The organism is Azonexus sp. R2A61 (assembly GCF_021401135.1).
In the GTDB taxonomy this organism is placed as follows: Bacteria; Pseudomonadota; Gammaproteobacteria; order Burkholderiales; family Rhodocyclaceae; genus Azonexus.
Genome location: NZ_JACBFO010000001.1, coordinates 43548 through 64604, shown reverse-complemented (window position 1 = coordinate 64604; position 21057 = coordinate 43548). Strand labels below are relative to the sequence as shown.

Genomic DNA, 21057 nt, shown 5'->3' with positions numbered 1-21057 from the left:
GCTCAGCTTGCGTGTTTCCGGGTGTGCTCGACGATGGCGCCGGCGATCCGGTCGAGCGGCATGATTTCATCGATTGCGCCGAGTTTGATGGCTTCTGCCGGCATGCCGAAGACGACGCAGCTGGCTTCGTCCTGGGCGATGGTGCGGGCGCCGGCATCGCGCATTTCGCGGATACCCCGGGCGCCGTCATCGCCCATGCCGGTCATGATGATGCCCAGCGCGTTGTTGCCGGCATGTCGGGCGACCGAGCGGAACAGGACGTCTACCGAAGGCTTGTGTCGATTGACCAGCGGGCCGTCCATCACCTCCACCAGGTATTGGCCGCCGCTGCGTTTGACCGCCATGTGCCGGCCGCCCGGGGCGATCAGCGCGCGGCCGGGAACGATGCGATCGCCGTCGCGCGCCTCGCGGACCTCGATGTCGCACAGGCCGTTGAGTCGTTCGGCGAACAGTGCGGTGAACTTTTCCGGCATGTGCTGGACGATGACGATGCCTAGCGTGGTCCCCGGCAGCCGGGTCAGGATGTGTTCCAGCGCCTGGGTGCCGCCGGTCGAGGTGCCGATGGCGATCAACTGATCGGTGGTCCGGCCCAGAGAATTCGACTTCGCTGCGGGCGGGACGTCGTTTGGCATTTTTACCCGCGGGCCGGCGTTGACCGCAGCAGTGCCGCGCGGCAGCGCGCGCAGGTTGGCCTTGGCCGCGCTACGTACGGCCTGCACGATGTCGGTCGACGCGTCTTCGAGAAATGACTTCAGACCGGCCTTGGGTTTGTTGATGATCGTTACCGCACCGGCCGATAGCGCGTCGAAAGTGACCTGGGCGCCGCTCTCGGCGAGCGAGGAGCAGATGATCACCGGTGTCGGACGTTCGGTCATGATCTTGCGCAGGAAGGAGATGCCATCGACACGCGGCATCTCGATGTCCACGATCAACACGTCCGGCCAGGCCTGGCGCAGCTTGTCGATGGCGAACAGCGGGTCGGCTGCCGTGGCGATCACCTCGATGTCCGGTTCGCGGGCGAGGCGCTGGCTGATGACCTGGCGGACCAGCGCCGAGTCGTCGACGATCATGACCTTGATTTTCCCGGGTATTGCCATGATGTTCAGTCTTTGCGATAGATGGTCGGCCTGACCTGCCGCAGTCCCGAAGCGATGCCGTTCAATGTTTCCGAATGGCCGATGATGAAGTGACCGCCCGGCAACAGCTTCGGTAACAGATTTTCGACCACCTTGCGCTTGGTGTCGATATCGAAATAGATCATCACGTTGCGCAGGAAGATGACTTCGAATTGCCCGATGTCGTCGGCGACCGGCAAGGTCAGGTTGATCTGGCGGAAGGCGACCCGCTCGCGCAACGACTGCTGGACCAGGAAGGTGCCGGTCTGCGCCCGCACCCCTTTCAGGCAGTACTTGCGCAGGAATTCAGGCGGGATGCCGTCGATGCGTTCGAGCGGATAGTGGCCGGCCCTGGCCTTGTCGAGCACCTGGGTCGAAATGTCGGAGCCGACGATTTCCCAGGGAACGCCGGGCAGATGTTCGGCGAGCAGCATGGCCAGCGTGTAGGCTTCTTCGCCGCTGGAGCTGGCCGCGCTCCAGACGCGGAAGCGGCCGGTACGCCGATGCTGCGGCAGGATTTCGTCGCACAGGAAGCGGAAGTGCTGCGCTTCGCGGAAGAAATAGGTCTCGTTGGTGGTCAGCAGGTCGACCATCGTCTGCAGTTCTTGCGGATGCTGTCCGCCGGCGAGCATCCGGTAATACTGGGAAAAGTTTTCCAGACCGTGCACCCGCAGGCGCTTCTGCAGACGGCCGACGAGCAGGACTTTCTTGGCGTCGGATAGGCTGATGCCGGCGATCTTGTGGATCAGCCGCTGGAACATGCTGAATTCCTGGTCGGTAATCGCGGACTGGTTCATCAGAAAAGTTCGATCTTTCTATCGCCGACAGTGTTCGGCTGCGCGCGCTGGGCCGCCTGGTAGGCTCGCATCTCGCGCTCCAGGAACTCGCGGTTGACCAGGCTGGCGGTGACCCGCTTGCAGTAGGCGTCGCCGGTCGCCGGGACGAACAGCACCTTGCGCGACCATGGGCCGAGGCAATCGGCGGCGATCAGCGGAATCTGCTCGCGGGCCAGCCATTCCTTGGCGAAATCGGTGTTGCGCGCGCCGACCGTCAGCATGCCGCTGCCGCCGGCATCGATGACTGCCCCGCCACCGAAGATCTTGGCGCGCATCCGGTGTTTGGCACCGCCCCGCTGCAACATCGCGTTGAGCAGGGCTTCCATGCAGGCATCGCCGGCCAGCAGGATGTCTTCGTCGGCATGGGGGCTCTGCTTCATCTGCGGCAGCATGAAATGATTCATGCCGGCCAGCGGCAGGGCAGCGTCGTACAGGCAGAGCGAGATGCACGAACCCAGCAGCGTCGAGATCGGCCGCTCGCTCTGCACCGACCATTCGCCGGGGCCGATGCTGAAAGCCAGACGCTCGATCTCCCGGGCCGGGAGGGTCGCATAGTCAGGCATCGCCGGGCGGTTGATCGGCGAACGAAGGCTCCGGGGTGTCGGCGACTTGGGAGAGAAGGGCGATTTCCTCGATGGACAGGACGCGGACGACATCGAGGATGATGACGAACTTGCCGCCCACCTTGCCCATGCCGGAAATGAAATCGGTGCGGATGCGGGCGCCGAAAGCCGGGGCCGGCTCGATGTCGGCAGCGGCAATCTCGAGGACCTCGGAGACGGCGTCGACCATCACGCCGATGTCGTGGTGCGTGCCGTCCTGTTCAAGTTCGACGATGACGATGCAGGTCCGCCGGGCGACTTCGGTAGCCTTGCCGCCGAAGCGACAGGACAGGTCGATGACCGGTACGACCGCACCGCGCAGGTTGATGACGCCGCGGATGAAGGGCGGCATCATCGGAATTTCGGTGAGCGTCCCGAACTCGATGATTTCCTTGACGTTGAGGATGGCGACGGCAAACATCTCGCCGCCGAGCAGGAAGGTCAGGTACTGCTGCGGTGCATCGCCGCCCGCGACGGCGGCCGGCGCTTTGCGGGCTGCTTCGACTTGTCCCATGGTGATCGGCTCCGGTCGGTCAGAATTTCTCGAAGTCGGATTCGTCGAGCAGCGAAGCGGTCGACCGTGCATAGGCGGCGGGGCGCGGGGCGGGCTGGCTGCGTGCCGGTGCGTTCCGGGCCGGTGCCTGGGCGAAGTGCGGGACTGCTGCGGTCGACGTCGTTTCGACCGAGAAAAAGCCCATCAGTTGCTGCAGTTGATGCGCCTGTCCGCCGAGTTCCTCGGCCGTGGCAGCCAGCTCTTCCGACGCCGAAGCGTTCTGCTGGGTGGCCTTGTTCAGTTGCCCCATGGCATTGTTGATCTGCGACACGCCGGTCGATTGCTCTTCCGAGGCGGAGGCGATTTCCTGGACCAGGTCGGAGGTCTTCTGGATCGACGGGACCATTTCCTCGAGCAGGTGGCCGGCACGTTCGGCGGCCTTGACCGAGGAGTCGGCAAGTTCGCCGATTTCCTGGGCGGCCACCTGGGAGCGCTCGGCCAGCTTGCGGACCTCGGCGGCGACGACGGCGAAGCCCTTGCCGTGTTCGCCGGCACGGGCCGCTTCGATGGCGGCATTCAGCGCCAGCAGGTTGGTCTGGTAGGCGATGTCGTCGATGATGCCGATCTTGTCGGCGATGGACTTCATCGCGTCGACCGTCTTGCCGACCGCCTCGCCGCCTTCGCCGGCTTCCTTGGCGGCCTTGGTGGCCATGTTGTCGGTGACCTTGGCGTTCTCGGTGTTCTGGCTGACCGAAGCGGTCATCTGTTCGAGACTGGCGGTGGTTTCCTCGACCGAGGCGGCCTGTTCCGACGAGGCCTGGCTCAGCGACTGGGCGGTGGCGGAGACCTGGGCCGACGCATTGGACAGCGCGTCGGCGGCGATGATGATCTGGCCGACGGTGTCGGAAAGCTTGGCGATGGTGTTGTTGATCGCCAGCTTGAGGACGTCGAAATCGCCGTTGTAGGCCTGGGTGATGGTTTGGGTCATGTCGCCCTGCTCCATCGCGCCCATGACGCGCTGCACGTCCTGGATCGGCGACACGACGGCGTCGAGGGTGGCGTTGACGCCTTCGACGATCTTGCGGAAATCGCCCTGGTGCTGGGTGGCGTCGGCCCGGGTGTCGAGTTTGCCGGCGACGGCGGCGGCAGACAGGGCGTTGGCATCGGCGACCAGCTTGTTGACCGCGTCGATGCAGGTATTGAGGTTGTTCTTGATGGCGTTGAAATCACCGTTGTAGGTATCGGTGATCCGTGACGGGATGTCGCCCTGGGCAATGCGGTCGACGTAGTTGGCGGCAACGTTGAGCGGTCCGATGACGGCATCGAGCGTTGCGTTGACGCCTTCGACGATCTTGCGGAAATCGCCCTGGTGACGTTCGGCATCGGCACGCGTCGACAATTTGCCGTCGACGGCCGCCTTGGCCAGGGTGTCGGCGTCGACGATCATCGCCTGAACGGCGGACTGGACGGCGGCCACGGCGCGGACCACCTGGCCGACTTCGTCCCGGGCATCCGACTGCAGCGAGAACTTGAAATCACCGACCGCCATTTTGCCGGCCGCATCGACCACTTCGGACACCGGGCGGGTGATCGCCCGCGTCACGATGAAGCCGATCAGGGTCGCCAGCAGCGTGGCGATGATGCCCAGCGCAATGATCTGGGTCCGCGCTGCAGCGACGGTTTCTTGTGCCTGTCTGCCTTGGGCGTTGACCTGTTCCGTTTCGTGCGCGATCAGCTTGGCGATCGCTTCCATGTAAGTGTTCTGCGTCCGGCGCATGTCGCCGAACAGCAGTTGGGAGGCTTCGTCGCGTTTGCCGGCCTTGGCCAGCTCGAAGAAGCGCAGCAGGTGCGTCCGGTATTCGACCCGGCTTTGTGCCATCGTGCTGAACAGCTCGCGCGCTTTGGGTTCATCGAGCGCCTTGTCGAGATAGTCCATGGCCTTGGTGATTTTGGCCGACGCGCCGTCGGGGCCGGTGATCCGTTCCGTTTCGGCCTTGACGGTTGCCTCGCTGGGATCGAGCAGCATGTTGCGGGTGGCTCGTGCCGCGATGTTCAGGTTTTCGATGATGCTGTTGGCCTGGACCGTTCCCGGGAAACGGACATTGACCAGCGTGTCGATGCCGTCGTTGAGTTGCTGCAGACGGGAAAGGCTGATCACCGAGATGGCGACCAGGAACAGGATCGCGATGGCGAAACCTGCGCCGATCTTGCTGCCGATTTTCAGGTTCTTGAGCATGTGGGATTCCCCTTTGAGGCGATGCGTGGATTCATAAACTGGTGTTGCCGAGCTGGAGGCGTCGGGCTTGCTGTAGCTGGTTTCCGCTGGCGATGTTGCGCTGGATCAGTGTGGGAACGTCGAGGATCAGCGCGACTTCGCCGCTGCCCAGGATGGTCGAGCCGCCGATGCCGCGCAGGTGCCGGAAAATGCTCGACAGCGGTTTGATCACGGTCTGGAACTCGCCCATCAACTGATCGACGACGATGCCGGCCTTCTGGCCTGCGTACTGGACGACGACGACGTTTTCCCGTGCCGGCCGCCGACCGGCAATGTCGAACATGTCGCGCAGCCGAACGAAGGGCAGGACTTCGCCGCGCAGGTTCAGGTAGTCGCGGTCGGCGCCCCCTTCGCGCAGTTCGATGCATTCGATGACCATGTCGAGCGGAATGACGTAGGAGGACTTGCCGACACTGACCAGAAATCCGTCGATGATCGCCAGGGTCAGCGGCAGGCGGATGGTGAAGGTCGTTCCCTTGCCCTCCTCGCTGCTGACGTCGCAGTTGCCGCGCAGGTTCTGGATGTTCTTGCGGACGACATCCATGCCGACGCCGCGCCCCGAAAGATTGGTGACTTGCTCGGCCGTCGAGAAGCCGGGTTCCCAGATCAGGTTGATGATTTCCTGGTCGCTGAGATTCTGGCCGGCAGGCACCAGTCCCTTGTCGATCGCCTTGTGCAGGATCTTGTCGCGCGGCAGGCCGCCGCCGTCGTCGCCGACTTCGATGACGATGCTACCCGAGTCGTGGAAGGCGTTCAGCACCACCGTGCCGCGGCGTGGCTTGCCGCGCGATTCGCGGAGATCGCCGGCTTCGATGCCGTGGTCGATCGAATTGCGGACGAGGTGCATCAGCGGGTCGCCGATTTTTTCGACGACCGATTTGTCGAGTTCGGTCTCGCCACCGGATATCTGCAGATCGATTTCCTTGCCCAGCTCGCGCGAGACGTCGCGGACTACACGGTTGAAGCGGTTGAAGGTTTCGCCGATCTGCACCATGCGCAGTTGCAGCGCCGAGTCGCGGATGTCCTCGACCAGCCGCGACAGGATCGAGGTCGATTCGACCAGTTCCCCCTGGCCGCTGCGCTGCGCCAGCAGGTTGGTCGAGGCGCCGGCGATGACCAGTTCGCCGACCAGGTCGATCAGCTGGTCCAGCTTGTCGGCCTGAACGCGGATCAGGCGCGCCTCGACGGCCTTCTTCTCGTTGACCTGGGTCTGCTTGGTGACTGCCGCGTCGATGACTTCCTTCTGGATCACCTTGTTTTCGACCAGGATTTCTCCCAGCGGTTTCGGCGGATCGCCCAGGCTGGGCAGCGAAGCGTCCGGGGCGGGCGCATGTTGCAGCTTCAGTCCTGCTTCCAGTTCGGCTTCGGTGATGGCGCCGCAGCGGACCAGGATTTCGCCGAGGCGCATGTCGTCCTCGGGTAGTTCGCGAATCAGTTTGACGTATTCGGCGAACTTGCTGTTCGGCGGCAGGATGCGCAGATCGCAGTCGTCGCTGCAGAAATCGAAGACGCGTTCGATATCCGCCTTGCCGGCACGCGTCTGCAGCCGGATTTCGAAGCCGAGGTAACAGGCTTCGGGATCCATCTCTGCGGCATCGGGCATGCCGTCGGCCAGCGTTTCGATGGCGACGATCTCGCCGAGCGAGCCCAGGAAACGGATGAAGGACAGCGGATCCATGCCGCCGCGCAGCATGTGCGGGCCGAAACGGACGGAAATGTGCCAGCTATCGGTGTTCACCACGCCGCCGCCGGAGGCTTCGACCTCGGATTCGGCTTCGACGATGCCGGTCGGCGCGGTCGGCAGATAGGCTGCCAGTTCGCCGATCAGGCGCTCGCCGGCCGCGAGCACGAACGGCTCCGGTTCCGTTGCGCCACTCTCGAGAACATCCATCAACTGCGCGAGATGGTCGCAGGCACGCAGCAATACGCCGGTCAACTCGGCCGAAACCCCGATTTCTGCGTTGCGCAGCCGGTCGAGCACATTCTCGACCTTGTGCATGAAGCTTTCGATGAAGTGGCACTCGATGACGCCCGAGGCGCCCTTGATCGTATGCGCAGCGCGGAAGATGCCGTTGATGTTGTCGTGATCTTCCGGGTTCTGTTCGAGCTGGAGCAAGCCGCTTTCCAGCGCCTGCAATTGCTCCCTGCCTTCCTGGATGAAGACGCTGGTCAGTTCATCCATGATCAGCCCTGCTCGTGTGCCGTGATGACGACCGGGTCGCCGAACTGGCTGGCGAGGTTGCAGAAATCCATGGTTTCGCGAACCGCCGGACTGTGGGCGACGATCTGCAGGGCTTTGCCCAGCCGGCTTGCTTCACGTTTGGCCAGGATCAGCAATTGCAGGCCGGCCGTGTCGATTTCGCCGACCTGGGAGAGGTCGAGTTCAAGTCCGGGAAATTGGCTTAAGGCATCGATCAGTTGCTGCTTCTGGGCCAGCGCCTGATAGATGGTCATGTTCTCGGTGATGGAGAGTCGGCCTGCCATGTCGCGGTCGTCAGAAAAGTTCGATGTTGCTGCGCGGCGCGGTGCTTGCCGTCGTGCGGTTGCCGGGCTGGGAGGCCTTCTGGTGGTCGCTGCGCTGGGTGTCCATGACGTAGCTGCTGAACATCTGTTCCAGATGCTCGGCCAGCGGCGTGAAGCGGAAATCTGCCTGTTCCGAGGACTTGATGCGTTCGGCGAGCAGCTCGGCGTGCGCGTTCAGTTTGCTCAGGGCGGCGATCACCTGCTCGATCTGCTGGCGGGTAATGTCCTGGAACTGAATGCTGGCCTGGATATCCATGAACATCCGGGTCAGTTCGGCGCTCGAGTCGCGAGCGGTGGCGATGACGCGGGTGTCGTGTTCGAGCAGCGTCTGGTAGCCCTGACCGAGGCGCGTCAGCTGATCGGAAAATGCCACCAGTGCAGCGCGCTCGGCCTCGACGTTGCTGACGTCCAGTTTGTCCTGGAACTGCTGGCGGATCGAGCTGGCGACCCGGTTGATGCCGTCGTTGATCTTGTTGACCGCAGTGTCGGTCTCGCCGGACAGTTTGCGCACCTCGTCGGCAACCACGGCGAATCCACGGCCTGCCTCGCCGGCACGTGCCGCCTCGATGGCGGCATTCAGCGCCAGCAGGTTGGTCTGCGCGGAAATGTCGCGGATCAGCTGGACCAGGCTGCCCAGATCCTGGGCCTGCTTGACGACCTGTTCGATGCGGCTCTGGTCCTGGCTGGCCTCATCGATCCGCCGCCGGATGTAGTCGTCCATCCTGGCGATCAGTTCGCGGTTGCCGGCGATGTCGTGCTCCGAACTGGCGACGATCGCGGTGGCATCCTCGGCGATGCGGGAAACGAAGCTGTCCAGCCGGTTGACCACGGCATCGATTGCCAGCAGGCGTTCGGTGATGTCGTAGGCGGCCTTTTCGGTCGTCGAAATCACCGAATGCAGCTGGTTGCTCAGGACCGTGTTGAAGTGCCTGACCTGAACGAGTTCTCCGGCGACTTCCTCGCCGATGTTTTCAACGTTGCTGACCTGCGAAGCGACCAGGGCCTGCTGCGTCGTCATGCCGTACATGATGTCTTTGAAGAAGGCCAGCGAAGCGGTACGTTGCCCGAGGTAGGCCAGGAAGATGATCAGTACGGTTCCAATCGCGTCGCCCAGCGGTTGCGGCACACCGAGCTGCCTCAGCAGGCTGTCGTGGAACCAGTCGTTCAGCAGATAGACGACCGTGAAGGCCACTACGGCGACCGTAGCGGTGACCAGGGTCGTTCGTCGCAACATCTGGGCAGGGGTCATAGGCACTCCGGGGAATTAGCGCAGGACCAGCTTGATCGTGTTCAGCAGGTCGTCCGCCGTGGCTGGCTTGACGATCCAGCCGGAGGCGCCGGCTGCCTTGGCTTCGACTTTTCGCGATTGCTGGGATTCGGTGGTCAGGAACAGAATGGGAATGAATTTGTATGCCGGCAGCTTCCGGACTTCCTTGATCAACTCGATGCCGTTCATGCCCGGCATGTTCAGGTCGGTGATCAGCAGATCGACCTTGACGCCCGCCTGAAACTTGCGGAGCGCTTCTTCCGCATTGCTTGCCTTTTCGGTGGCATAACCCGCTTTGGCCAGAATATTGGAGATGCTGAGCAGGATGGTGGCCGAATCGTCGACCAGGAAGATGGTTTTCATGATGGCTGTTCGCTGGGGATTTGTGATTTAGTCCCGAAACTATATTACAAACATTGCAAAAAAGTTGATTGGCGGCCTGAACTGGCAAAAGTGTCAGGTTTTTGGTCGGGGCTGCGTTGTTATGCCGGATGGCTTTTGTTCATCATGGCATAACTGATTGCAAATTTCTTGTCGACCAGCGGCGCTGCTCATGCACATCGATCGCTGATGCCATCGGCGAGTTCCTCCGGCTTGCGGTCGACGCGCTAAAATTGCATTTTTTGCCCCCGCCGGGGCGCGAAGTTGCCCGGTGTCGATGATCGATATCGGCCTTTTCTCAGGAAAGAACATGCTGCAAAAGAAAACGGATTTCCCGGGTGTCGCCGGCCCTGTCGTGGTGATCGTGATGGATGGTTACGGATTGCCGAAGACCGATGTCGGCAGCGCCATCGCGGCGGCTAGGAAGCCGACGCTGGATCGCCTGTTTGCCAGCTACCCGAATATCCGCTTGCGTGCCCACGGGACCGCGGTCGGCATGCCGTCCGATGACGACATGGGCAATTCCGAGGTCGGCCACAATGCGATCGGCGCCGGCCAGGTCTATGCGCAGGGGGCCGCACTGGTCGCCAATGCGATTGCCGAAGGCGCCATCTGGAACGGTCAGGCGTGGCGGGAGATCGTCGCCGGCGCCAAGGCCGGGCGCGGCGTCGTGCATTTCATCGGCCTGTTCTCGGACGGCAACGTACATAGCCACATCGACCATCTCAGGGCGATGGTCGAGCGGGCCAAGGCTGATGGCGTGCGGACGGTGCGCATCCATGCCTTGCTCGACGGCCGCGACGTGCCGGAAACCAGCGCCCTCGACTACGTCGTGCCTTTCGAGGCCTTCCTCGCCGGCATCAGCGACGCCGGCTTCGACGCCCGCATCGCTTCCGGCGGCGGTCGCCAGTACATCACCATGGACCGCTACGACGCCAACTGGGCGATGGTCGAGAAAGGCTGGCGCACGCACGTGCTCGGCGAAGGCCGCCAGTTTGCGAATGCGACTGCTGCGGTCAACGGCCTGCGCGAGCAAAATCCCGGGACCATCGACCAGGACCTGCCGGAGTTTGTCATTGCCGATGCCGGCAAGCCGATCGGCACGATCGAGGACGGCGATTCGGTGGTTTTCTTCAACTTCCGCGGCGACCGCGCGATCGAGATCACCCGCGCCTTCGTCGAGGCCGATTTCGACAAGTTCGACCGCGTCCGTTACCCGCAGGTGACCTACGCCGGCATGCTCCAGTACGACGGCGACCTGCAGTTGCCGAAGCGCTTCCTGGTGGCGCCGCCGGCGATCAAGGACACGTCCGGCGAATGGTTCAGCAAGGCCGGGATCACGCAGTTCGCCTGTTCCGAAACGCAGAAGTTCGGTCACGTGACCTACTTCTGGAACGGCAACCGTTCCGGCAAATTCGACGGCGAGACCTATGCCGAGGTGCCGAGCGACGTCGTGCCTTTCGAGCAGCGGCCGTGGATGAAGGCGGCCGAAATCGCCGATGCGATGATCGCGGCGATCCAGTCCGGCCAGTACCGGGTGCTGCGCTGCAACTTCGCCAACGGCGACATGGTCGGCCACACCGGCAACTTCGACGCGGCGCGCATCGCCATCGAGGCAGTCGACCTGTCGCTCGGTCGTCTGCTCAAGGCGGTCGACGCGGCGGGCGGGGTGGCGTTGATCACCGCCGACCACGGCAATGCCGACGAGATGTTCGAACTCGACAAAAAGACCAAGCAGCCGGCGCAGAACGCCGACGGCTCGTTCAAGGCGAAGACGGCGCATACCTTGAATCCGGTGCCGTTGATCCTCTACGACAACGCGAGCGACGGCCGGCTAGGGCTGAAGCAGCGCGAAACCGCCGGCCTGTCGAACATTGCGGCGACCGTTGCCGGCCTGCTCGGCTATGACAAGCATCCGGCCTGGGACGACAGTCTGCTGGAAATCCGTCGCTGAGTTTGCCGCTCAGCGCGCCGAGGGCGATTCGGCACGGGGCAGCGTGAGCAGGAAAACAACGCCATCGTCGGTATTGCGGGCGACGATGGTGCCGCTCATTTTGGCCATGTAGGTCCGGGCGACGAACAAGCCCTGGCCGCGGTTGCCCTCCGCCGCGGATTCCGGCTGGTCCGAAACGCCGTATTCGAAGATTTGTTCGAGCCTGTCGTCGGCAATGCGCGGCCCGCGATTGGCCACGGCGACATGGGCCAGACGCTCATCGGCGGAGAGGCTCAAGGTGATTGGCGTATCGGCCGGACGGTAACGTTCGGCATTGCGCAACAGGTGGGAAAAAACGTCTTCCAGTGCAAATTCATCGGCGCGCACGAAAAGCGGCGCGTCGATGCCGACGCACCGTACATCGGCAATTCCGGCATGTTCGGCGACGGTTTTCAGAAAAATCGCCAGGTCGACCGCAGCACTGTCCAACTGGCTGCCGGCAAACGCTTCGCTCGGGCTGGCACTGCCATAAAGCACGCGGATTGCTTGCTGCATCCGGCTGATGTAACGATGGCTCGGGTCGTCGGCGTTACCGTGCAGGGCGAGCAGGCTCTGCAGCGGCGAGACGATTTCGTGACCGACCGCGTGCCACATGTCCTTCTCCTGCGCAGCCCGGATGTGCTCGCGGTCGGCATCTTCGCGTACCCGGTGCAATAGTTCGTCGAGACCGCCGGCCAGCAGGCCGAGTTCGTCACGGCCGCGCAGGTCGGCCAGTTCGTAGCGTTCCAGTCCGCCGTCGGTGTGTACCGACTGCGACAGGCCGCGGGTCCGGCGGGTCAATCGGGCAATCCGCCGGATCAGGCCGGTTTCGATGACCAGCCAGGCGACTGCGATGGCTCCGAGCATCGCCCCGATGAACCACGACAGTCGGGTGGCGACTGCGGCCAGGCGCTGGTTTACGCTGCGCGCGTCGCCGTTGAGTTGCAGGCGGTAGTTGCCGAGTGGCGTGGCGATTTCATCCGTCAGTTCGACCAGCGGGGTATCCAGCGAGTCGACCGGCAGATGGCGGATCAGTCGGGCAAGCAGCGGCGACGAGGGGGCTTCGTCGTCAGCGCGACCGAGCAACTGGGCGACCGGTGTTTCCTGGCCGTTATCGATGCGCTGGATGCTCAGCGTTTCGCCGGCCGCGAGTAGCCCGGCAAGCGCGTCGAGCGCAAACGAAGGCTGGCTGCCCGGATGCGCATTCGAAAAGATTGCAGCGCCGTCGCCGGGCGGCAGAAGTTCGATGCGGACCTTGTATTGATCGAGATCGCGTGGCGGCCAGACCGGCTGGCGGCTGCCCAGGATCGCCGTGCGCAGCGTTTCGACTGGCAGGCGCAGCGAAAAGAACGACTTTTTCCGACAATTTTCGCTGTCGACCGCAGCCTTTTCCAGGCATTGGCCGTTTTGCCAGATCCAGCCACGGAATTCGCGCAGCGGGCGGGCGCCGGTGTAATCGCGGCCGGTCAGTTCGCGATAGCCGGTAAACCGGCCCCGGATGCCTTCGCCGGCGCCGGTCGCGTTGCCAACGAGCGTTTCGAACGGGGCGATCCAATGCCAGCGCAGCTCTCCCAGACTGACTTCGACGCGCAGGCGGTGCGCGCCATCGAGAAACTCGTCGCCAATCCGATGAGCACTCAGCGGGCCACTGGCGAAAGTGCCGGCGATATAGAGATAACCGCCCGCCCAGGGATTGTTGCCGATGGCAATGCACAGGCTGCCATGATCGGGAAACTGGGTCAGGCAGTTGGCCATTTCGATGGCGTTTCTGGCCTTGTTCTGGTCGTCGAAATCGATTGCCGAGAAGGGCAGCAGCAACGGTCGGCCCTCCGCCGCCGAGGCGGCGTCCCAGCGCGGATTGAGCAAGGCCAGCTGGCCTGCCGGATGAAGCAGCCGGGCGACGATCTGTTCCTTGGTTTTGAGCAGACCACTACGGTAATTGTCGTTGCTGCGCTGTTTTTCCTCTTGCAGGACGGTGACCGTCATCATCAGCACGACCACGGCGAGGAAGAGGAAGGAGGTGCGCAGCAGGATGCGCAGCCGGAAGGATGCCAGCCAGGCGAGCGGGCGATTCATGGCTGGGCAACGCGAGCGCAGGCGCGAGTGAGGAAAAAGGCCATCCGTTATCGACTTCCTTCCGACCAGCGGAAGCCGCGCATCGGCACGTTCTCGATGCGGTCGAAGCGCTCGTCCAACTCGCGGAAAGCCTCGCGGATGGTGCTGATGTGCTTGCGGATGTTGTCGCGGTTGCGGCCGCTCTTCACCACCGCAAACAGTTCGTCGTAGGACACCACCTCGCCGCGCCGCTGGTACAGCGTGGCCAGGATGCGCTGGGCGGTGAGCGGCAGGTTCACGCGCTGGCCGCGCCACAGCGGCGTGCTCTGGCGCAGCGGGTCGAGAGCCAGCTCGTCCGGCGCTGTCGTCTCCGCCACGGGGGCCGCGCGGTCGCGCGAGGCGCGCAGGATTTCCAGGAAGGTCTCGATGAAATCGGCTTCCTCGAAAGTGGTCTTTTGCAGGTAATCCCAGGCGTCCAGCGCCTTCATGATGCTGCGGTAGATCGCCGCCGGCATGGCCGAGACGACCAGCACCGGCGTGCCGCGCCCGGTCTTGTTGATGGCGTTGATGACCGCCACTCCGGCATGGCGTTCGCGCCCGAGTTCGATATCCAGCGTCACCAGCGCGTAATCCTCGCGGGCGATGGCCGCCTCCGCGTCGTCGCGGTTGAACCACTGCTCGACCACCACATCCGGGCGGGCGGCGAGTATCCAGTCCTTCAACTGTGTGCTGGTGGGGATGTCGTCCTCGATGACGGCGACCTTGATCATGGCATGCTCCCTGGCTGAGGCGCGCAGTATCGCCGGTTTTGCGGTGGACTGCATGACGCCGGGCGTGAGTGTTTACTCACGCAGCCGAGAGGCGATGCGGCAATTTCCGCTGGTCGCGGGAAATCTTGCGGTCGACGGGAAAAATGTCAGATTTTTCCGTCGACCGCAGGGCGTCGGCAACTGGAGTCAAATGGCAGGGGGATCCGACTGCGGGGCCATTTCCTGGCGGACGACCTCGACCAGGCTGTTGAGGTCGCCGCCCTTCATGCCGATTTCGCCGAGGACGGCGTCGAGGATGGGCTGCTGGGCGCGGTAGGTGAGCGCCGCAGCCACCGCCTGTTCGGCGAGGTTGCCGCCGACCGCCGCGCCCGTGCCGCCGGCAGCGCCGCTGCCGCCGCGGTTGAGGCCGTCGACCTGGACGATCTTGATGCCGTCGATCTTCTCCATCGGCTTGACCGAGGCTTCGATGATGCCGGGCAGCACGTCGAGCAGCTTCATCTTGATCTGCATGGCGATCTGCTCGGCAGCGAGGGTGTTCAGGGCGGCGTTGCGCAATTCGATCCCGCTGGCGTCCACCTGGTATTGCACCTGCTGCGCTTCGGCCTTGATCTTGATGGCTTGCGCCTGGTTTTCGGCGGCATCCTTTTCTGCCTCGGCCGAAACACGGACGCCGATGGCCTGCTGCTGTGCCTCGCGTTCGGCCTCGACTAGGGCGATCTGCTTCTCGCGCTCGGCAACGGCCACTTCGCGTGCGGTCTTCACCTGTTCCTCGGCACGGGCGGCGAGGGCGCGGGCCTCGTTGGCCTGCTTCTCGGCCTCGGACTGCGCCTTGGATTTCTCGGCGATGGAGATCAGCTTGTCCTGGTCAGCCAGGGTGGTGCGCTTTTCCTGGTCGATCTTGGCTACCTGCACCTCGCGGTCGGCCTCGATCTGGCGCTGGCGGATGGCGCGGTTCTTTTCCACCTCGGCTTCCTGCACCTGCCGTTCGGCGTCGATCTTGGCCTGCTGCGCCTCGCGTTCGCGCTGGGCGGTGATGCTCGCCACCTCGGCGGTCTGCTGCGCCTGGCGGGTGGCCACTTCCTGCTGCTGCTGCAGGGTGGCGAAGGTCTGGTCCTTCTCGATGGTCAGCTTGAGCTGGGTCGCCTCGAAATTCTTCTGGGCGATGGCCACGGCGGTGTCCTGCTCGATTTCATTACGCTCCCTGGCGCGCTGTTGCGTCTGCTGCGTCAGCTTGGTCAGGCCTTCGGCATCGAAGGCGTTCTGCGCGTTGAAGAAGCTGATCGGCGTCTGGTCGAGGCGGGTCAGGCTGACCGACTCCAGTTCCAGGCCGTTCTTCAGCAGGTCTTCCGAGACGGCGTTCTGCACCGCCTGGATGAAGTCGGCGCGCTTGTCGAGCAACTGGTGCATGCTCATCGACACTGCCGCCGCGCGCAGGGCATCGACGAACTTGTCTTCGACCAGTTCCTTCAGCGAATCCGGGTGCATGGTGCGCTGGCCGAGGGTCTGCGCCGCGTTGGCGACGCCCTCGACGCTGGGAATGACGCGCACGAAGAAGGCGGCGACGGCATCGACGCGCAGGCGGTCGAGGGTGATCAGGCTGTCGGCGCCGGCGCGCGACACCTCCAGCTTGAGCGTGTTCATGTTGATGTTCACGCATTCATGGAAGACCGGCAGCACGATGGCGCCGCCGTCCATCACCACCTTCTGGCCGCCGAGGCCGGTGCGCACGAAGGCCAGTTCCTTCGACGAGCGCCGGTACAGGCGGGAAAAGATCAGGCCGATGACAAACAGGCCGATCAGCGCAATGCCGGCCAGCAGGCCGATGTCGAACAGTTGTTCCATGATGTTGTGGTTCTCCCTGAGGATGGTTAGAGCAAGTCGGGACGCGGATTGGGAATGGCGTGAAAACGGGCGCCGGAGATCTGGCTGACGAGGAGGACGGCGTCGCCGGCGGCGAACTCGCTGCCGGCACTGTCCGGTTCGACATGTACGTAAAAGGTCTGCCCGGCTTCGTTGCGGGTACGTGCCTGCGCCGGATAGCCGGCGCGGGCGGTGCCGTTGACCACCACGGCAATGCGCCCGATCAGGCTGGACAGCGGCACCGCGCTGGTTTCATCGCCGGGCACGATGCGGGCGATGGCCAGCGCGCTCAGGCGCACCACAGGCAAGGCGCCGAGGAAGGCCAGCGGCGCGCTGAGCAGTGGCGTCGGGTAGAAGCCGAGAAAACGATGAACGATGCCGTTGCAGGCCAGGCCGATGACGGCGAAAGCAGTCAGGAACAGGGTCAGCAGCACGAGCAGGGGTACCCTGCCGACGTGCAACCAGCCCAGCCAGCTTTCCGAAATGCCATCGACGTGCACCGGCAATTCGGGCAGGTGATGGTCCAGCCAGGCCGAGAAGCTGACGCCGGCAACGAGTCCGGCGCCCTCGATGACGGCGATGGCCAGCATGATCACCACGGCGACGGCGAAGGGCCAGGATTCCGGGGCGAGAAAGAGTTCCACCGTCGTCGCCTCAGTTGTTTTGGCTGCGGTTAGCCTTCAATGCGGCCAGGCGTTCGGCGATGCGGTTGTTGCGCTGCATCTCCGCCAGTTCGCGCAGCTTGGCGGTTTCCCCGGCGCTGTCGCCGACCAGGCCGCCGGCGCCGGTCTGCCGGGCAATGACCCGGGCGAAGCTGGCTTCCGCCTCGTCGATGCGGCTTTGCCGGCTGCCCGACGGGCTGCTGCCAGGATTGGCGGTGCTGTTTTCCTGCGTGCGCTGAAAGTCGAGCAGGGTCTGCGCCAGTTCGCGCTTTTTGGCTTGCAGGGCGACCAGGTAGCTTTCGTACTCGCGCGCCTGTTCGTTCTGTTCGTCGAGCGATTTTTGCAGTACCGGCAGCAGGTCCTCGATGTCGGCCTGGCGGGCGATGGCCGCGCCGGCCAGATCGTCGCGGTTTTCGCCGAGGGCGAAATCGACCTGCTCGGCCAGCGTCTCGTGCTCGGCGTTGAGGCGGGCGACGCGGGACAGGACCAGGTGCTTGGCCGCCTCGCATTTGCCGAGGTCGGCACGGACTTCGTCGGCGACCTGATCGATTTCCCGGATGGCCTGGGTCATCACCGCTTCCGGGGCGAGGTTTTCGGCCTTGTCGAGTAGCGCGTGGGTGCCGCCGACGATGATGCGCGCAACGCGCGAAGCAACGGTTTCAGCCATGGTTCGTTTCCTTCCCTTTTCTGGTTGAAATGATCTGTGCCAGTTCGATGATGTCCGGCAGGTGCTTTTCATAGACCCCGTCGCCATAGGTGGCCGGGGTCGAGGTGATGCCGCCCTTGAGCAGGGCGCTGATGAAACGGAAACAGCGCAGGGCGATGAGGGCTTCGCAACTGGCTGCCGCGTTGTCGTCCTGCGCCGGTCGCCCGGCGACGAGCAGGGCCATGATGCCGGGCACATGCTCGATGACGGCGGCGAGCAGATCGGAATGCTGCTGCCGCTTGCGCTCGATGCTGGCCATGTCGTCGCCGAAAGCCTGCACCAGTTGCCGCATCCATTGCGCGCACAGCTCCGGGTCCTGTTGTCCGGCCTGCTCTTCACGCGCCCGTTGCAGCAGGGCGCGCAGCTTTTCGCTGGGGGTGCGGGCGCTGCTGTCCGGCTGCGCCAGCAGCCACTGGAAATCTTCGTCCGGAATACGGATCGACAGGCTCTGCATCTGTGCCATGGCTGTCCTCCTGAATGCTGTAAGCAATCGTATGCGATTGCGTACAAATGCTAGGCGGGTTGTTTTGTTATGTCAACGGACTAATGCCGTGGGCAAACCGAAGTCAATTTCAGGAAAAACAGAAGGTCGACCGCAGGATTTTCATTTCCCGCCGTCGTCGCTCGTGAACATTTCCTCACACGCCGTCGGCATGGCTTCCCTTGTCATACCGAAGTCGCCCCGCGGCGGCATGGCTTCCTCCTGTCATGTCGCCGGAAGATGCGTTCCATGCAAGGCCGGTAGCGACAACGATCTTCACGCTGCCGGCAAAGGGGAGTCTTCCCCGGCGTGAAGATCGCTCTTGAGGAGGAACATCATGAAAGAACGTTTTCTGGAAATGCTCGGCAAACTGCGCAGTTCGGTGGGCAAGGCCGGCAGTTCCGCCGGCAATCTGGCCGGTCACGGCGCACAAGCCGCCGGGCAACTGGGCCGCGGCGTCTATCGGGCCCGCGTCGGCATCATCGCGCTGTCCATCGCCGCCATCGGCGGCTATGCGCTGACCAAGAATCCGCCGATGCAGAGCGTGACGCGCGGCGAAGCCGGCGTGCGTATCAACCAGCTGACCGGCGACGCCACCGAGGTGCGCGAGGGCGCCGTGCTGGTCATTCCCGGCCTGCATGAAATGCGTCGCTTCTCGCTGCGCGACCAGATCTATCGTCCGAGCGAAGGCGCCAGCGCCGAGGGCGAAGCGCCGTTCCAGACGGTGGAAGGCCTGTCCATCGGTGTCGATGTCACCATCCGTTATGCGCTCGATCCGGCCCGCCTGGCGGCCGTCGCCCGCAACCTGCCGGACGACATCGCCGGCCAGGTGGTCGAGCCGGCGGCGCAGGGCGTGCTCTACAAGACACTGGCGCGCTACACGGTGCGCGAAATCTTCTCGACCAAGCGTCAGGAGATCAAGGAAACCGTCGAGGGCGAGCTGAGCGAAATGCTCGGCAAGGATGGCATCAAGCTGCAGGCGGTGATGATCGGCAAGGTTGAACTGCCGGCCGAGTACCGCAGCGGCATGGATCGCTTGCTCGCCGAGGAACTGGCCAGCGAGAAGATGCGCTATACGCTGGAGCTGAAGGAAAAGCAGGTCAAGCAGACCGACCTGGAAGCAGAAGCCGACAAGGTGCGCCGTGAAAGGGCCGCCGAAGCTGCCGGTCAGGAGCAGATCATCGCCGCCAAGGCGCAGGCCGAGGCGATGAAGCACATCCTGCCGTTCAAGCAGAAGCAGATCGAGCAGCGCGGCCTGGAAGCCGAGGCCGAGAAAATTTCCCGCATCAAGGCTGCCGAAGCCAATTCGCAGGCCCGCCAGATCGAGGCGCAGGGCGAAGCCGAATCGCGGCGCAAGCTGGCCGACGCCGAAGCCTACCGCCAGGAGCGTCTGGGCAAGATCGCCAGCGAACAACTGGCGCGTGACGGCGCCCTCATCCAGAAGAACCCGCTGCTCATCCAGAAGACCATGGCCGACAAGCTGTCCGACAAGATTTCCGTGATCATCGCGCCGCCGCCGGCCGATGGCAGCTTCATCGGCAACACCCTGCTCGGCAAGCCGGCTGCGCAGCCGCAGGACATGGGTTACGAACAAGCTCCGCAGGAAGGTCAATAATCATGCTCGCCATCGCTCTCACCGTCATCGCCATCGTCACCCAGGACCAGTCGGCACTGCGCGCCGCGCCGAAGGATTCAGCCGCCCAGCAGGCCGTGCTCTGGCAGGGCGACAGCCTGGAAATCCGCGGCGAGAAAGGCGATTTCCTGCAAGTTTATGACCACCGCCGCGAACGCGCCGGCTACATCAAGGCCAGCCAGGTGCGCGTGCAGTCGCTGAAGGCCGAAGACGCGCCGGAGTTGCTGTCGGTCGTGCGCTTCCTCAAGGACACGCCGGGATCGGAGGCGCTGGGCATCAGTTATGCCGCCGCCTACCTGCGCGCTGCGCCGGCCGGCAGCATCGACGGCGAGGTGTTCGACGCGCTCGGCAACATGAGCGACCGCCTGGCCCGCCGTGCCACCGCCGGCCGTAGCGGCAAGGCCGGCGAAACGCTGGCGGCGCATCTGGAAGTCGCCGCCGCCTATGGCATGAACCTGGTCAGCTACGAGCGCGACGGCCAGGTGCAGTTGTGCAGCAACGGCGACGCCCAGCGCCGCGTCCTCGCGCTGCCGTCGACCGACATCCAGAAGGCGCTGGCGGCGCTGTCGCTGACCCGCCACGAATGCGTGCCGCCGACACTGACGCCGCCGGAACGCTTCGTCTACGACAACTGGCGTGCCGAAGTGCTGGAGCGCGTGGCGCTGGGCAAGTTGCCGGAAGTGCTGAAGAACCGCCTGCACCTGCGCAAGGCCGGCGTCTGGTCCAGCCTCGCCTACCAGCGCGCCCGCCGTCCCGAAGTGGGCGCTAACGCCGCCCGCGATGCCGCCGCCCGCGCCATCGACGAACTGGCGGCGATCAACCAGAGCGAGCTGATGGAAACCGACGCTGCCGTGTATAGCGACGCCGCCATCCGTGTCGGCGCTTCGCGCTGGGCCGCCGAGCCGGGGATACCGCAGGCGCCGACCAAGGTCGCCGCCGGCCTCGGTGTGAAAGTCACCGCCGGCCAGCCGGGTGAAAGCTGCGTGCATCTGGTCGATGCGACGCACGACGAGAAGAAGCCGCTGCTCACCCGCTGCACCTGGGGCATCGTCTGGCCGGCCTCGGCCGCCGTGGCGCCGCAGGCCGATGCGCTGGCGCTGGCCGTGCAGCCGCTCGATACCTGGCGCGAGATGTGGGTGTTCCGCAAGGGCGCCGACGGCTGGACGGTCGATGTGGTGCCGCCGGCTTTCGACAACCCCAACCTCGGCTACGTCGAATTCGCCGGCTGGGTGCCGGGCGGCCAGCAGATGCTGGCGGCGCGCGAAGTGCGCAACGGCGACCGCTACCGCACCACCTTCGAAACGGTCAGCCTGAAGACGCTGGTCACCGACAAGCAGGCCGACAAACCGGGCAGCCTGACGCCCTTCTACCGCTGGCAAAGTCCGCTGTGGAAGGCGTCGACCGTATCAGTCCGGTAAGCTGTTGC

General features: G+C 64.2%; 18 protein-coding genes. 3 read left to right on the top strand and 15 right to left on the bottom strand.

Translation table 11 applies throughout. The annotated features are described in order from the left end of the window. Window positions 1-2: 2 nt before the first annotated feature. Genes L0962_RS00315 through L0962_RS00275 form a run of 9 tightly spaced genes read right to left on the bottom strand, consistent with a single transcriptional unit; the run spans window position 3 to window position 9474 of the window. Complete coding sequence (locus tag L0962_RS00315; RefSeq protein ID WP_367398014.1) at window positions 3-1091, bottom strand: chemotaxis response regulator protein-glutamate methylesterase; 1089 nt, start codon at window positions 1089-1091, stop codon at window positions 3-5. Window positions 1092-1102: 11 nt separating this feature from the next. Continuing rightward, a complete protein-coding gene (locus L0962_RS00310) occupies window positions 1103-1912 on the bottom strand; it encodes a protein-glutamate O-methyltransferase CheR (RefSeq protein WP_234081904.1) in 810 nt (269 codons plus the stop codon). Further along, window positions 1912-2514, bottom strand: a complete 603-nt coding sequence (locus tag L0962_RS00305) for a chemotaxis protein CheD (RefSeq protein WP_234081897.1) — start codon at window positions 2512-2514, stop codon at window positions 1912-1914. Before L0962_RS00305 ends, L0962_RS00310 begins: the two co-directional genes overlap by 1 nt. Next, complete coding sequence (locus tag L0962_RS00300; RefSeq protein WP_234081895.1) at window positions 2507-3067, bottom strand: chemotaxis protein CheW; 561 nt, start codon at window positions 3065-3067, stop codon at window positions 2507-2509. The genes L0962_RS00305 and L0962_RS00300 overlap by 8 nt, the downstream gene beginning before the upstream one ends. Before the next feature lie 19 nt (window positions 3068-3086). Continuing rightward, complete coding sequence (locus tag L0962_RS00295) at window positions 3087-5282, bottom strand: methyl-accepting chemotaxis protein (RefSeq protein ID WP_234081879.1); 2196 nt, start codon at window positions 5280-5282, stop codon at window positions 3087-3089. 31 nt (window positions 5283-5313) lie between these two features. After that, window positions 5314-7503, bottom strand: a complete 2190-nt coding sequence (locus L0962_RS00290; protein WP_234081876.1) for a chemotaxis protein CheA — start codon at window positions 7501-7503, stop codon at window positions 5314-5316. A 2-nt stretch (window positions 7504-7505) separates the two neighbouring features. Continuing rightward, window positions 7506-7805: a lipid asymmetry maintenance protein MlaB gene (locus L0962_RS00285; RefSeq protein ID WP_234081873.1), complete on the bottom strand. Its 300-nt coding sequence runs from the start codon at window positions 7803-7805 to the stop codon at window positions 7506-7508. Between the two features lie 10 nt (window positions 7806-7815). Then, the gene (locus L0962_RS18210; protein ID WP_301332230.1) at window positions 7816-9093 is read right to left on the bottom strand and encodes a methyl-accepting chemotaxis protein; all 1278 of its coding nucleotides are present in this window, start codon (window positions 9091-9093) and stop codon (window positions 7816-7818) included. A 15-nt stretch (window positions 9094-9108) separates the two neighbouring features. Beyond that, entirely contained in the window at window positions 9109-9474 is a 366-nt protein-coding gene (locus L0962_RS00275) for a response regulator (RefSeq protein ID WP_234081871.1), read from the bottom strand. A gap of 328 nt (window positions 9475-9802) precedes the next feature. Here L0962_RS00275 and gpmI point away from each other — a divergent pair, with 328 nt between their 5' ends. Beyond that, on the top strand, window positions 9803-11446 hold the full coding sequence (gene gpmI / locus L0962_RS00270) for a 2,3-bisphosphoglycerate-independent phosphoglycerate mutase (protein ID WP_234081855.1): 1644 nt from the start codon (window positions 9803-9805) through the stop codon (window positions 11444-11446). A 9-nt stretch (window positions 11447-11455) separates the two neighbouring features. On the opposite strand, the gene L0962_RS00265 is transcribed toward gpmI, so the two are convergent. The 6 genes from L0962_RS00265 to L0962_RS00240 all read right to left on the bottom strand — a co-directional run bounded on the left by L0962_RS00265 (window position 11456) and on the right by L0962_RS00240 (window position 17980). Further along, window positions 11456-13540, bottom strand: coding sequence for a sensor histidine kinase KdpD (locus tag L0962_RS00265; protein WP_234081851.1), 2085 nt, complete (start codon window positions 13538-13540; stop codon window positions 11456-11458). Window positions 13541-13587: 47 nt separating this feature from the next. Continuing rightward, the gene (locus L0962_RS00260; RefSeq protein WP_234081848.1) at window positions 13588-14289 is read right to left on the bottom strand and encodes a response regulator; all 702 of its coding nucleotides are present in this window, start codon (window positions 14287-14289) and stop codon (window positions 13588-13590) included. A 186-nt stretch (window positions 14290-14475) separates the two neighbouring features. Further along, window positions 14476-16131, bottom strand: a complete 1656-nt coding sequence (locus L0962_RS00255; protein ID WP_234081846.1) for a flotillin family protein — start codon at window positions 16129-16131, stop codon at window positions 14476-14478. A gap of 26 nt (window positions 16132-16157) precedes the next feature. Continuing rightward, on the bottom strand, window positions 16158-16793 hold the full coding sequence (locus tag L0962_RS00250; RefSeq protein WP_234081843.1) for a YqiJ family protein: 636 nt from the start codon (window positions 16791-16793) through the stop codon (window positions 16158-16160). 10 nt (window positions 16794-16803) lie between these two features. Next, window positions 16804-17478, bottom strand: coding sequence for a PspA/IM30 family protein (locus tag L0962_RS00245; RefSeq protein WP_234081828.1), 675 nt, complete (start codon window positions 17476-17478; stop codon window positions 16804-16806). After that, window positions 17471-17980: a hypothetical protein gene (locus tag L0962_RS00240; RefSeq protein ID WP_234081824.1), complete on the bottom strand. Its 510-nt coding sequence runs from the start codon at window positions 17978-17980 to the stop codon at window positions 17471-17473. The genes L0962_RS00245 and L0962_RS00240 overlap by 8 nt, the downstream gene beginning before the upstream one ends. A 355-nt stretch (window positions 17981-18335) precedes the next feature. On the opposite strand from L0962_RS00240, the gene L0962_RS00235 reads away from it, so the two are divergent. Further along, entirely contained in the window at window positions 18336-19613 is a 1278-nt protein-coding gene (locus L0962_RS00235) for a prohibitin family protein (protein WP_234081821.1), read from the top strand. A gap of 2 nt (window positions 19614-19615) precedes the next feature. Beyond that, window positions 19616-21049, top strand: coding sequence for a hypothetical protein (locus tag L0962_RS00230; RefSeq protein ID WP_234081806.1), 1434 nt, complete (start codon window positions 19616-19618; stop codon window positions 21047-21049). Window positions 21050-21057: the final 8 nt, after the last annotated feature.

Bases quoted from the DNA above. Each gene is read 5' to 3' on its own strand.
- L0962_RS00310 (WP_234081904.1), bottom strand. From the start codon at position 1,912: ATGAACCAGTCCGCGATTACCGACCAGGAATTCAGCATGTTCCAGCGG.
- L0962_RS00305 (WP_234081897.1), bottom strand. From the start codon at position 2,514: ATGCCTGACTATGCGACCCTCCCGGCCCGGGAGATCGAGCGTCTGGCT.
- L0962_RS00300 (WP_234081895.1), bottom strand. From the start codon at position 3,067: ATGGGACAAGTCGAAGCAGCCCGCAAAGCGCCGGCCGCCGTCGCGGGC.
- L0962_RS00295 (WP_234081879.1), bottom strand. From the start codon at position 5,282: ATGCTCAAGAACCTGAAAATCGGCAGCAAGATCGGCGCAGGTTTCGCC.
- L0962_RS00290 (WP_234081876.1), bottom strand. From the start codon at position 7,503: ATGGATGAACTGACCAGCGTCTTCATCCAGGAAGGCAGGGAGCAATTG.
- L0962_RS00285 (WP_234081873.1), bottom strand. From the start codon at position 7,805: ATGGCAGGCCGACTCTCCATCACCGAGAACATGACCATCTATCAGGCG.
- L0962_RS18210 (WP_301332230.1), bottom strand. From the start codon at position 9,093: ATGACCCCTGCCCAGATGTTGCGACGAACGACCCTGGTCACCGCTACG.
- L0962_RS00275 (WP_234081871.1), bottom strand. From the start codon at position 9,474: ATGAAAACCATCTTCCTGGTCGACGATTCGGCCACCATCCTGCTCAGC.
- gpmI (WP_234081855.1), top strand. From the start codon at position 9,803: ATGCTGCAAAAGAAAACGGATTTCCCGGGTGTCGCCGGCCCTGTCGTG.
- L0962_RS00265 (WP_234081851.1), bottom strand. From the start codon at position 13,540: ATGAATCGCCCGCTCGCCTGGCTGGCATCCTTCCGGCTGCGCATCCTG.
- L0962_RS00260 (WP_234081848.1), bottom strand. From the start codon at position 14,289: ATGATCAAGGTCGCCGTCATCGAGGACGACATCCCCACCAGCACACAG.
- L0962_RS00255 (WP_234081846.1), bottom strand. From the start codon at position 16,131: ATGGAACAACTGTTCGACATCGGCCTGCTGGCCGGCATTGCGCTGATC.
- L0962_RS00245 (WP_234081828.1), bottom strand. From the start codon at position 17,478: ATGGCTGAAACCGTTGCTTCGCGCGTTGCGCGCATCATCGTCGGCGGC.
- L0962_RS00240 (WP_234081824.1), bottom strand. From the start codon at position 17,980: ATGGCACAGATGCAGAGCCTGTCGATCCGTATTCCGGACGAAGATTTC.
- L0962_RS00235 (WP_234081821.1), top strand. From the start codon at position 18,336: ATGAAAGAACGTTTTCTGGAAATGCTCGGCAAACTGCGCAGTTCGGTG.
- L0962_RS00230 (WP_234081806.1), top strand. From the start codon at position 19,616: ATGCTCGCCATCGCTCTCACCGTCATCGCCATCGTCACCCAGGACCAG.